Below are 12,914 nucleotides of genomic sequence, written 5' to 3'. Positions count from 1 at the left end.
CTCTTACCACAACAATTCAAAATGCTCAGGATAAGAATGAATGCGCCCACGTAAGGCATAATCATCATCAAGCACTTGTCGCCCATTGTCTTTTAGCCAAAGCAATACTTGCTGATGAATACGCTCGTTGTACAACAAGTTGTAGTGACTGACACCGTAAAACACTGCCTTGTGCGACTCAGGCACAAAGAGTACATGCTCGTCATCTTCTGCCTCGCCAAGCGCTGAAGCGACTGTGACCAAGCCATCACCCAAAAAACTGCTGGCGCGGGCGTCGTAATGCTCCTCCATCAGCGTACCTGCCACAAAATAGCTGTAAATGTCTAAAGGCAGCTGCGCGGGATGTAAAAACTCTGGTGGCAAGATGCCTCGCCCCTCAAGCGATTGCCAATCGGCTTCGCGGATACTGCCGTAACGCAAGTCAATAATGCCTGCACTGCGCAAATCACCAAGCTTAGCAAACGAGCTGGCGAACGGAATACGCGCCCACAAATCATGAATATAGTAGCCGATACGCTCAAGGCTTGCGCCATGATGTGGCGAGCCTAAAGTAATGAGATTGCCCACGCGCTGCGCCCAGCTGTCCCCTTGCAGACGCGCATAAAACAGCGCACTGCGCGCCACCAAACCGCCCATACTGTGCCCTACTAAATCAATTTGGGTAATGTCGGGATGCTTGGTGACGAGCGTCTGTAATTCAGCCGCCAAACTGAGGCCATTATCCGAAATGCGCCGCCCTGTATTGTAGTCCAGATATAAGACCGTCGTGCCTTCAAGACCGTCATGCAAATAGCGGCCTAAGCTGTCGCCGTAGCTGTTCTCCCAGCTCAAATAACTCATACACAGCCCATGACATAAGATAATTACCCGACCTGACAGCGGTGCTTTTGGGCGCTGACCTGTATAATCATACAGGCTCATGCTGATGGCAAGAGGATTTTTTAGACGCACCAAATGGTCACCCATCACCCCATTTAAGACATTAATCAGGCGTTTTAAACGTGTAGATACAGGCTTATTGGCTGGGCGCAACTGATTGTACCAGCGCATACCAGAGGTCATGTTGTCACCCACAAATGTGGTCAGACTGCGCACCCCACCATAAACGCGGCCAATACAACCTGTCGGCCATTTATTGATGTTTTTTTCATTCAAGCGCCCAAGCGGCCGCAGAATAATCTCCCGATGCAGCGCTTCGGTAATGTCGGTCGCACCAACCACCCCTACAGTTGCCAGCTGGGTCAACCCTTCTATGACATCCGCAATCGATTGCGGCGCGCTTTTACGTGCATCATCCGCACGGCGCTCAGACAATAAAGGCTCGATGTCTGCCATGTCTATCGACTCCAGCTGCGCGTACAATTCAGCATCAAACGCAGCGTCGCGCGCGCGCTTTGCTTTGGCAATGCGTCTTGCCCGTTGGCGGCGTTTGAAGTTCAGCAGGTTGTCATTCATAAAGACCCAATACAGTGGTATAACATGTTCATTAGATGCTAATACTAGCGGTTTGACGCCCCTAAAACCAAGCGCGGATTTGTATCTCGTGTATAGCCGTTGTTGGGCAGAGCGGGTCAATATGTCACTGCTGGTATGATGTGCAGACTTTGTAGGATAGCGTCTATATAGATAACCACAAAAACCACCCAAAGCCGCTGCATTGGGTGGTAAATGTGACATAAAAACTATTGTGCTGTTTAAACGTTATCTCGGCGCAGTTTTATGCACTGGCAGCAGGTGCAGCAAACGATTCTGCCAAGATGACATCGCCATCTTTACGGGTAATCATCACGGTCGCAGAGCGCGGTGTTGAGCCGCCTGCCACAGCGCCCCATGTATTGCCTGGGTGCTGAATATTAATAAATAGGGTCTTAAAGTCTGGGGTCATGGTGATGCCCGTCACTTCGCAGCCTTCTGGTCCGACAAAAAAGCGCTTGATATTGCCATCATCAGCCTGCATCCCAAGGCGCGTCTCTTGACCTGCCGAGGTGCTAACCAGCTTACCGTCATTGACTTGACCAGGCAATGCGGCGAGCAGCATACAGTTGGTGGTATCGGTATACGCGCCGTCATCGGTCTGAATCCACAACACACCGCGTGGGTCAAAATACAAACCATCTGGCGAGGATAAGTCGTTATTGTTATCAAGACCTGATAGGTTTTGTGCCGCAAGGTCGCTTGGTGCAGCGAACAGATAGATGTCCCAGCTAAAGCTCGTTGCCGCATGGTCGCCGCCTTGCTCTGCCCAGCGGATGATGTGCCCGTGGTCATTGCCTTTGCCGTTATAGCTGCGCGGATTGGCGCCATCAACAGGTTGGTCATCGCGCTCACCGCGATATTTATTGTTGGTCAAGGTCACATACACCTCACCCGTGATTGGGCTGACCGATACCCACTCAGGACGGTCCATTTTGGTAGCACCAAGCGCATCCGCTGCGGCACGAGCAAAGACCAACACTTCATCTTGACCTGCAAATGGCAGATTGGTATTGCTGCTGTCTAAGCCGTTTTGTCCATAAACCAATGGCTGCCACATACCGCTGCCATCGTCATTAAACACCGCCACGTAGAGTGTGCCGTCATTCATGTATTTGTCACCCGCTGCCAAGCCGCCGCCGATGTCGCTGTCTGACCACAGCGCGGTCGAGACAAACTTATAAATGTACTCGCCGCGTGAGTCATCCCCCATATAGAACACCACAGGCTTGCCCGTTTCGACAGGCGCAAAGGCACAGTTTTCATGCGCAAAACGACCTAAAGCCGTACGCTTACGCGGCGCAGACACAGGGTCAAACGGGTCAATCTCCGTAATAAAACCAAAGGTGTTAAAGGTATTTCGGTGGTCATCAGTGGCGCTCGCGCCTGATGCGGTCATGTCCCAACGGGCAAACTCATCGGTAAAGATGGCGTCGCTCGCAGGCGGCGTGTGCCACAGATAGTCCCAGCCTGGGAAGTTTTCGCTCGCGCCATAGCGGGTGCGACCGTAGTTTTCTTTGGCGCTTAATTGGCTGGCGTCCGCACCACGAGCAAACACGCCCAAGAAGTTTTCTTCAGTGGTCAGATACGTGCCCCATGGTGACAGTCCTGCGCCGCAGTTGTTATTGATGCCGCGTGTCTTATAGCCTGTCGGATCGAACTTGGTCTGTACCCACGCTGAGCCTGCCACAGGGCCTGTCAGCATCGCTTCGGTACTGCTGGTGATACGGCGGTTATAGTTGGACACAGGCACCATCTCGTAGCCGATGCCACTGGCGCGGCGCTTCATCTCCACCACGGCCACGCCATGACAGTTGACCTCACGGCGTACATCCGATGCCAGACGGTACTCTTGATAAATGGGCGCAGCGTTTTTATCCTCTTGGACATAATAACCAAACGGGCTCAGCTCAGCGCTGTTCACGTATTCGTGGTTCATGACCAAAAGGCCGCCTTCTGAGGCTTTTGGATCATATTTGTTGCCATTTTTGCCAAAGAACCACATACCATCATGGTTGTCGCCCATACGATGTTCAAACGATTCAGCTGACTGCTCGCGGTTGTCTTTCCAATCAGCAATGCCAGGCATTAATGGCGTGCCAAGGGGCAAAATCATTTCCGCTTGATAGCCTTCTGCCACGCTCATTTCAGGCGCAGTTGAGTGGGCAACCGCGCTAAACTGTAGTGACGTCGGGCGCGCCAAATCACCTGACGCAGGCACCGCGGCATTGTCCCCTGCACCGACCACAGGACGGCTGCCATTATTATCATCGCTACAGCCAACCAGTGGCAATGCGCCAAAGAACGCCGCCGCGGTCAAGCCTGTACCGCCTTTGAGCACATTACGACGACTTAGACGGCGACTGATGACGCTTTGCATCTCTGGGTTGTTGGTTGGGTTTGAGTCTTCTACCACTTCGTGGGCAAGGTTTTGTTTATTCAGGGCATTTGGCGTAGTGATGCGAGTCATGAGTCAGTCACCTTATTGTATTGGGGTCTTATAAGCATTTGGTCGGTCAAAACAGCACGTAAAGTAATAAATCACGGCTGAGTTTACGTTGGCTATATGACAAAACGTTGAAGATTAGATGACGGTTTGATGACAAACTGGCATAAAGACACCAAAGCCCTATTAAATAAAAACGAAAATAAAAAAAATCCCAAACACCGTAGCGTTTGGGATATAAGGGCGTAATACGATTAAATAAGCGATTGGTCAAGACAATTGCCTTAGGGCGTTTCTTATTTGACCACTGCCTGCCAGCTGTGCTCGCCAAGGGTTAAACGTAGTTTGTCACCCGCGTGCAACACGCCGACACCGCTTGGCGTGCCTGTCATCACCACATCGCCTGCCTTTAAGGAAAAAGCATGACTGATATCCGCGAGCAGCTCATAGACCGAAAACAGCATCAGACGGGTATCACCATCTTGGGTCAACGTGTCATTGATATACAGCTGATAGTTGACTGCGCGTAAATCGCCAAACGCCTCAGGCGCGACCCAATCAGCAAGCACGCACGCGCCATCAAAACACTTGGCACGCTCCCACGGATAGCCTTTTTCTTTGAGCGTGCTTTGCAGCCCGCGCAAAGTCAAATCCAGCCCCAAGGTTACCGCACCCATAGCACTCGCCGCCTCGGACGCATCAGCGCGGCATAAGTCTTTTGCCAGTTGCACGCACAGCTCGGCTTCGTAATGCGTCTCGCCATAAGTCGCCTCATCTGGACGGATAACCACATTGTCATTGGCGTTAGCATAGATATGCACAATGCTGGACGCAGGCTTCATAAACAATATCGGCGCACTTGGCACACTATTGCCCAGCTCAGCGGCGTGCGCGGCGTAGTTACGCCCAACGCAGACCACTTTACCGATGGTATTTGCGGTTGATTGACTTTGCGACTGACTCATAACGGCACCTTATTTTTTTATTAATAAAAAAGCCACACAGCAAACGCGCCGTATTAAGGAATGGTGCGCGTCACCACATCAGGTGGCTCATAGCTCATATAGCGATTGAGCTTTTTCTCAAACAATCTAAACCCAAACAAGATTACCCATGATAGCAGCAAATAAACGATACCTGCCGCAAAAAACAGCTCCATCAGCGTATAGGTGCGTGCGCTGATGGTACGCGCCACGCCCGTGATGTCCATCAACGCGATGGTCGAGGCAAGCGCACTGCCCTTGAGCATAAAGATGACTTCGTTACTGTACGCAGGAATGACGATACCAAAGGCACGCGGCAAGGTAATGCGTGTTAGCTTTTGCCAATATGACATGCCAATCGCGTCAGCGGCTTCCAGCTCGCCTGCAGGAATCGCCTGAATCGCCCCGCGAATAATCTCCGCCAGATACGCACTGGTATTCATAGTAAAGGCAATGATGGCGCACCAATAGGCTTGGCTTAAGACGGGCTCCCAAAGGAACGAGTTGCGCACTGCATCAAACTGACCCAAACCATAATAAATCAAAAAGATTTGTACAAGGAGCGGCGTACCCCGAAAAAAGAAAATATAGGCAAAGGGCAGCGCTTGTACCGCCCAGCTTTTGGACAGACGCAGCTGCGCTAAAATCAAACCAAAAAACAAACCAACAATCCCTGAGATGACTACCAACTGCGTGGTCAATACCGCGCCGCCAAGCAAATCGGGAATGTGCTCGAAAATAATCCGCCAATTCCAATCCATGAGTCTCTCTCCTCTACCCTGCAGTCGATTGACGGGTTAGTTTTTTGGCATAGCGCGCAGCTGGATTGGCGCGCCACTCCAGCCACATCATAAAGCCAGTAATCAATATCGTCAGCCCCAAATAAATGATGGCGGCTGCCATATAAAAGGTAAATGGCTGCTGCGTGGATTGCGCCGCTCGCGAAGACTGATACATGATGTCCTTCAGACCCACCACAGACACGAGCGCCGTGTCTTTTAAGAGCACCAAAAACAAATTGCCCAAACCAGGCAGGGCAATCTGCCACACCTGCGGCAATGTAATGCGCGAAAAAATCTGCAAAGGACGCATACCTATCGCTTGCGCTGCCTCCCGCTGACCGACAGGAATCTCCTGAATCGCCATACGAAAGATTTCGGTCGCATACGCACCAAAGGCAATCGACAGCGCCATCACCCCGCCCCAAAACGCACTAATCTCGATATAGTCGTTGTAGCCAAATTGTTTGAGGATGCTCATCAGCAGCATGGAGCCACCATAGTAGATAAACAATACGAGCAGCAGCTCAGGAATACCGCGCATCGTCGCCGTATACACCGTTGCCAGCTTGCGTAGCAGCCACACATTAGAGAGTTTGGCCGTCGCCCCGAGCAGCCCCAAGACCATACCAATGGCTAGGCTGGTCAAGGCTATCTTTATCGTGACGGTAGCGCCGCTTAGTAATAGCGCGCCGAATCCTTGTAAGTCAAACACAGTTGTCCACTCAGTCTCTTTATATAAGCTGTTAAAAAAGGTACTAGCCTACGCATCCGTGTGCATGACTGCAATAATCAGTCATTGACGGAATAAGGCCGTCGTAAAATAACGCGTGATTTTAGCATATCCCCTACTTGCAATGTTATGACGCAACAATAAAAACCGCGCTTTCCCCTGACTAAAGCGTCGGAGAATGCTTTTTTTATAGAGAGCATGGCGTCCTAAAATAGCTTAGCTATCATTGATTTAGCAAGAGACGTCAGGCCTAACCACAAAAAAAGGACATCACCATCATGGTCATGTCCTCTCTCGTTAGATACGCATCACGCTTACTGCGTTGCTGTCGTATCGGCGGCAGCTGGCGTATCTGTCGCGACAGCTTCAGTAGATGCAGCTGGCTGTGCGGCGGCGGTTGACTTGGTACCAAAATAGCTGCTGGTAATTTGGTCATACGTGCCATTGTCTTTAATGGCAGCAAGTGCCGTATTAAACTTAGCCACCAAAGGGTCACCTTTACGAAAGGCAATGCCCATCGCATCATCATTGGTGCTGATTTCATCACCTTTGATTTCGTAGTTTTGACCTGCATCAGTCGTCAGCCAATTAACGGCAGTCACTTGGTCAGACATCATGGCGCGCGTACGCCCTGAGGTCAAATCCAGATAAGCATTGTCTTGGGTATCGTACAGTTTGATGCTGGCATCTTTGTGTTCATCTTGTAGGTACTGCGATGCGACGGTCGCACGCTGCGCACCAACTGGCTGCCCTTTTAGGTCATTGACCGTGATGTCATCGCCTTTTTTACCGATAAGCACAATGCCGCTGTAATAATACGGGTCACTAAAATCCACCACCTCTTGACGCTCAGGGGTGATAGACATACCTGCAATCGCCGCATCAAATTTTTGCGCGTTTAGACCTGGAATCAGACCATCCCAGTCTTGCGAGCTGATATCACAAGTGACTTTCATTTCGGCGCATAGTGCGTCTATCAGCTCAATCTCATAACCCACTACTTTGCCATTGGCATCGGTATAACTAAAAGGCTTATAGCTCGATTCGGTTGCGATTCTGAGCGTGCCTTGCGTCTCGCCGCTTGCGTTGTCTGCGCTGGCGTCTGTGCTATCGCCGCCGCCACTACAGGCAGCAAGCATAAGCATGGCAGCGCTTAGCGGCGCAAGCCATAAAACTTTAGAAGAGGTTGATAGTGACATAACGGTCATTCCTATATGAGTTGAAAATCAAGCACTAGAGGGTAGCCTATGATTGGCACCCTATTGATCAAAATTGGCCTTTTCTAGACGCTCAAGCGTACCATTGCTGCGGATTTCGCTCATGGCCTTGTTCAACTCGTCTTTGAGTGGGTCACCTTTACGCACCGCGATAGCAATATTGTCATCATTGTCAATTTCATCGCCAACGATACCAAAGCCTTCAGGGTTGTCTTTTAGCCATGCTTTGGCAGAGACTTTTTCTGCCAGTACGGCATCGCTACGGCCTGACTTTAAATCCAAATAGGCATTGTCATAGTTGTCATACAGACGCACGGTATTGCCGTTTTTGCCATCATAATTGTCTTGTAGATAGGCGCCAGGCGTGGTTGAGCGCTGTCCGCCTAGAGTTAGATTGCTGATGGCATTGGGGTCAAAGTTGCTGTTGGTATCGGTCAACCATACCATCGTATTGGCAAAGTACGGCTCAGTAAAATCGACCTTTTCTTGGCGCTCAGGGGTGATAGACATCCCCGCAACCACCGCATCGTACTTTTGCGCTAAGAGCCCTGGAATGATACCGTCCCAATCTTGAGCGACGATGTCACACTTGGCCTGCATTTGGTCACATAAAGCGTTGGCCACATCAATGTCAAAGCCGCTTAGCGTGCCATCGGCATTGGTGGTGTTAAATGGAGGGTATGCGCCTTCAGTAGCGATACGAATCGTCTTGCCTGTGGCTTCGGTGCCAGCGTCAGTGGCAGTATCGGTGTTATCAGAGGCGCTACAAGCACTTAGGGCAAGGGCAGCCGAGAGGGTTAATGACGACCACAATAGGCGAGTCTCAGGCATCATATGTTCCTTAGTCTTAGATAGGCAAACATCAATCGGCGTATGGGCTTCCATACCAACACGCACTGATACTAGCAATAAGTAATTGATGGGCGATAAAATTTTGATAATACCTGAGTCATTTATCAAAAACAAACGCTTTGCGTACCCGCTGACATCATGGCGTAATAATTTTACGCTACGAACAAGGCAAAAAATAAAAAGATTTTGTAGATAGGCTAATGATTGGCTGTAAGGTAATCGGACGGTGTGTCTGTACAACTACACGCGGTATACCTGTACAGACAAGGTGTGACGGAATTAATGATGTGAGGCCATAAAATCTTTAACGCGTTGGGATGTGGGGTTGTCAAAGACTTGCTCAGGCGTGCCCATCTCTTCGATGACGCCTTGGTGCAAAAATACCACCTTGTTAGACACTTCGCGGGCAAAACGCATTTCGTGCGTGACAATCAGCATGGTGCGCCCTTCTTCAGCCAACTCACGCATCACAGCGAGCACTTCATTAACCAGCTCAGGGTCAAGTGCGGAGGTTGGCTCATCGAACAATAAGACACGCGGCTGCATGGCAAGCGCGCGCGCAATCGCCACACGCTGACGCTGCCCCCCTGACAAATTGGCAGGATAGGCGTCTTTTTTATCGAGTAGCCCTACCTTATCGAGCAGCTTTTCGGCATCACTGATGGCTTGATCTTTTTTAATCTTAAGGACTTGGGTCGGCCCTTCGATGATGTTTTGCAAAATAGTCTTGTGCGGCCATAGGTTAAAGTTTTGGAACACAAAACCCACGCGCGCGCGCAGACGCTCTAGCTGCTGATTGCTGACCGCTTGCAGCTCACCCGACTTGTTCGCCTTTAGCTTGAGCGTTTCATTACCAATGACGATATTGCCTTGGGTCGGCTTCTCTAGTAGGTTAATGCAGCGCAGCAAGGTTGACTTGCCTGAGCCTGACGAGCCGAGAATAGAGATGACGTCGCCATCATGCGCGGTGAGCGATACCCCTTTGAGTACCGCCAATGAGCCGTAGCTTTTATGAATGTCTTGCAAGTCTAAGGCAATCGGATGGGTCGAGTTTGAGGCAGTCTCAGGCATGGTTGTGCAGATTTCCAATTAATATAAAAAAAGAAGCGGATACAGCAGCGCTTAGGGTCACGTGCAGCTCAGCTTAGGCACATTGTCGCTCAAAACACCGTAAAAAGGCAACTATTCTGCCTGTACAATCAGTGACTTGACAAAAAAAAGGCTCAGCTATGACTGCCAAGCCTTACGTTAACAAAACAGTTTTGGTTATTTTTTCGCGTTTATAGGCGTTGCGGCTTAGACCGTATAGCGCGCATGACCGTTTTTAAGTTATGCTCATGGGCGATAATTTTACGCTCAATTTTGGTATATTCTGCTTTTAGCTTTTTATCCACCTCATGCAAGCAATCGACCAAGGCGTCCTTTTTTAGCTCAACCGTTTTCATTTTCAAAGCCTGCCATTCTTCTACTGTTTGCGTAAATGCGGCATATTCGGCCTGAACTCGTGCTTGCACGTTCTCCACAGTTTGAGAAAAATGAAACTTATGGCGTGCCAGCAGGTCAATCTTTTGTTGCGCCTGTTTAAACTGCATACTGACCTCGGCATGCCTGATGCTAGCGTCATCTACTTTGCGCAAATTACTGGTCAGTCCGACTACGGCTAAAGTGGCAATCAGCCATTTGGTTGGGTCATACTGCCACCATTTGACCCCATTGCGGTAGTCATATTGAAAAAAATGATGGTAGTTATGATAACCCTCACCCCAAGTAAAGACAGCCAAAAAGCCATTGTCCCGTCCGCTATTGGTGTCGGTATATGGCTGCGCGCCGAACATATGACACAAAGAATTGATAAAGAAAGTAAAGTGATGGGTCAGTACAAACCGTAGTAGACCGACCAAGACCAGTGTCCCCCAAACATCACCCAACAGCCAGCCTAGTGCCGCAACCAAACCCACATTAGTAACCAAAACCCATAGGCCATAGTACTTATGCTGAATCTGTAATAACTTATCTCTTTTTAAGTCAGGAATGTTTTTAAAATCTTGAGTACGACTGGGATAGTTGCGCAGCATCCAACCAATATGACTAAAAAAGAAGCCCCGCTTTACAGAATAGGGATCTTTTAAGGGGTCATCAATATATCGGTGGTGATCACGGTGGCTCGATGCCCAGTCAAACGCAGAGCCCTGTACCGCAAACGTCGCACCAAGCAACAAAAAGTTTCTGACCAATGGATGCGCCTGATAAGCACGGTGTGACAGCAGGCGATGATAGCCTGCGGTAATGCTCATCCCTGTCCAAATCATAAAGGCGATGAACATGACCCACACAGACATGCTGACATGATGCGTCATCAAGTACCAAGGCGTAATGACTATTGCCGCAAGCGGTGTGGTCAATAAAACCGCTGCAGGTATCCAGTTGATGGCGGCGTTTTGAAACTCACGCTCTGCACTGTCCATATCAGTATCCACACCTACAGACTGACTGTTAGCAGATTTTTTATGCATAGCAAACACTATCCTATTGTTCTTAGCGCCTATTGATTAGGCCGAATTTTCGATACAAACATTAATGACACGCCCTAGACGCGCTAACGCCTGCCATCACACATCTAAAATAATGCATGTCGTGGTTGCATGCGCATACAATTTCCCATCAGGCCCCACAATTTTGCCTTCTGCGGTCGCTGTTCTGCGACCTGAATGTATGACCCTGCCCTCAGCGCGCACCAAAGGCGTCGCGACAGTTAATGCACGGACGATATTCACTTTAATTTCTAATGTGGTATAGGTCTTACCTGCTGGTAGCATGGTATGTACCGCACAGCCGACCGCAGAATCTAACAGCGTGCAAAACCAGCCGCCGTGTACAGTGCCTAAGGGGTTATAATGATGCAGGTGCGGACGTCCCTGAAAGACGGCTAAGCCTACCTCCATATGAATGGGCGTACAGTCAAGCGTCACCCCGATAGGCGGATGAGGCAGCTCACCTGAGAACATCGCGGCAAATATCTCCATACCGCTGCGCGTGGTCGCCTCAGACAGCGACACCACGCCTGCCTCACCAAGATTTGCTTTAATACGCGCTTCCTCTGCTTCCCATAGGGCTATCGTGTCATCTGTCGTCATGGTTATCTCCCTTACTGTTAGGTGCTACGTGTGGCCTGTTTTTTGAAATATCGCTGTACATACACAATCAGCATCAACGCGGCAATGGCTTGAAACCATATAAAGCTGTGCATGGTCACAGTCATGACATTGTCGGTCTCGATGTTGTAATGCAATAAAGAGAGCAGCCCCATCGCAGCATACGCATACAGCCACCAACCGCCTTTGGCTCTTTTGGTTTTTAGTGCCAATACCAAACCATAAATACCGATAGGGGTCATAAAAAACCAAAAATAATCAACCAGCTGCGGCGACAACCAATCAGGCTCAGGATAGTGCGAAAAATACATCACATTATGTACATAATGAAGAATGCTCGAAAAAATATTGAGCACTACAATTGCGATGAGCCGTTTATTCAAAGTGTCTTGCCTTACCATAATGTACCTTATCAATCGCCTCTAAAATGTCTTTCCAAATATAACGGTTCTTGGTTCTAAAATAGCCAAAGTGACCAATCGCAGGCTTTGTGCTGCCTTGCGTTTGGTAGCGCTTGAAAGTGATGGGCTGGCTGGCTGTCACATTGCACCAAAAATTATGCACATTGCGCTCGGTACAAATCTCATCATCATCCGCCGTAAACACAAACGTTGGCACATTAAAATCTTTATATGCGTCTTTGGAAATGGTCTTGCCATAAAACTTATCAGAAAAAAAGAGCTGCTTTTCTTTACACCACGCGCCCCACTCTTCTGTAAAGCCCGATGGCAAATCCTCCATGAGATGTAAACTTTTGGCAGGAACGTAATGAAAAATCTTGCTACTCACAGGAGCAAACACCCGAAAAAACAAATTGGCTTTAAGTCGATAATGTGCGGGCATATAATCAAAATACCCTGCAGACACTGCCACAGCAATCAATGCATCGAGTGTCTCTGCATTGTATGCCAGCCCCACTTGTTGACCGCCTGTACTGTGCCCGACACAATATAACGGCAAATCAGGGAACAGATGCTTTGCGCTGTCTATGACCGCGGGAATGTCATAGTGCCCTATGTCTGAGTAGCGGTATTGACAGCCCTTTAAGTCCCCAAGTTTAGAGTCACAAAACCCTCTATAGTTCCATAACATCACGTGCAGCCCATACGCATTAAGATAGCGTGCAAAAGGCAGGTAATACGACGTTTTGGTCGCTGTGCCTGGATTTATAATGACGACGCCACGAGCATCGCGCGCACGATATAGCCTCGCACGCAAGGTCACACTATCTTTTGTCAATACCTCAATGTCTGTCATACAGTCCATCACACAACCTCCT

Annotated in this window: 12 protein-coding genes; all 12 read right to left on the bottom strand. The window is 49.4% G+C overall.

The genetic code is table 11. From position 1 onward, the window contains the following. Positions 1–3: 3 nt before the first annotated feature. The gene (locus tag JIE71_RS03625; protein ID WP_199507371.1) at positions 4–1,455 is read right to left on the bottom strand and encodes an alpha/beta fold hydrolase; all 1,452 of its coding nucleotides are present in this window, start codon (positions 1,453–1,455) and stop codon (positions 4–6) included. 262 nt (positions 1,456–1,717) lie between these two features. Then, on the bottom strand, positions 1,718–3,943 hold the full coding sequence (locus JIE71_RS03620; RefSeq protein WP_199507370.1) for a PhoX family protein: 2,226 nt from the start codon (positions 3,941–3,943) through the stop codon (positions 1,718–1,720). Positions 3,944–4,215: 272 nt separating this feature from the next. Next, complete coding sequence (locus JIE71_RS03615; RefSeq protein ID WP_199507369.1) at positions 4,216–4,884, bottom strand: fumarylacetoacetate hydrolase family protein; 669 nt, start codon at positions 4,882–4,884, stop codon at positions 4,216–4,218. Positions 4,885–4,937: 53 nt separating this feature from the next. Continuing rightward, on the bottom strand, positions 4,938–5,663 hold the full coding sequence (locus JIE71_RS03610; protein ID WP_199507368.1) for an ABC transporter permease: 726 nt from the start codon (positions 5,661–5,663) through the stop codon (positions 4,938–4,940). Between the two features lie 13 nt (positions 5,664–5,676). After that, positions 5,677–6,396 (bottom strand): ABC transporter permease, encoded by a 720-nt coding sequence (locus JIE71_RS03605; protein ID WP_199507367.1) that lies wholly within the window; start codon positions 6,394–6,396, stop codon positions 5,677–5,679. A 332-nt stretch (positions 6,397–6,728) separates the two neighbouring features. After that, positions 6,729–7,613: a transporter substrate-binding domain-containing protein gene (locus JIE71_RS03600; protein WP_228284524.1), complete on the bottom strand. Its 885-nt coding sequence runs from the start codon at positions 7,611–7,613 to the stop codon at positions 6,729–6,731. Positions 7,614–7,673: 60 nt separating this feature from the next. After that, positions 7,674–8,465 (bottom strand): transporter substrate-binding domain-containing protein, encoded by a 792-nt coding sequence (locus tag JIE71_RS03595; RefSeq protein WP_199507365.1) that lies wholly within the window; start codon positions 8,463–8,465, stop codon positions 7,674–7,676. A 297-nt stretch (positions 8,466–8,762) separates the two neighbouring features. Beyond that, a complete protein-coding gene (locus JIE71_RS03590) occupies positions 8,763–9,554 on the bottom strand; it encodes an ABC transporter ATP-binding protein (protein WP_199507364.1) in 792 nt (263 codons plus the stop codon). Between the two features lie 209 nt (positions 9,555–9,763). Beyond that, positions 9,764–10,996 carry an acyl-CoA desaturase gene (locus tag JIE71_RS03585; protein WP_228284523.1) on the bottom strand — a complete coding sequence of 411 codons (1,233 nt, stop codon included), beginning with the start codon at positions 10,994–10,996 and terminating at the stop codon, positions 9,764–9,766. A 96-nt stretch (positions 10,997–11,092) separates the two neighbouring features. Then, complete coding sequence (locus tag JIE71_RS03580) at positions 11,093–11,617, bottom strand: PaaI family thioesterase (RefSeq protein WP_199507363.1); 525 nt, start codon at positions 11,615–11,617, stop codon at positions 11,093–11,095. Positions 11,618–11,634: 17 nt separating this feature from the next. Next, positions 11,635–12,018 (bottom strand): hypothetical protein, encoded by a 384-nt coding sequence (locus JIE71_RS03575; protein WP_228284522.1) that lies wholly within the window; start codon positions 12,016–12,018, stop codon positions 11,635–11,637. Continuing rightward, positions 12,011–12,901 carry an alpha/beta fold hydrolase gene (locus tag JIE71_RS03570; protein ID WP_228284534.1) on the bottom strand — a complete coding sequence of 297 codons (891 nt, stop codon included), beginning with the start codon at positions 12,899–12,901 and terminating at the stop codon, positions 12,011–12,013. The genes JIE71_RS03575 and JIE71_RS03570 overlap by 8 nt, the downstream gene beginning before the upstream one ends. Positions 12,902–12,914 lie beyond the last annotated feature (13 nt).

Source organism: Psychrobacter sp. bablab_jr014, assembly GCF_016464015.1.
Taxonomy (GTDB): domain Bacteria; phylum Pseudomonadota; class Gammaproteobacteria; order Pseudomonadales; family Moraxellaceae; genus Psychrobacter.
This window is presented reverse-complemented; position numbering and strand designations above follow the sequence as displayed.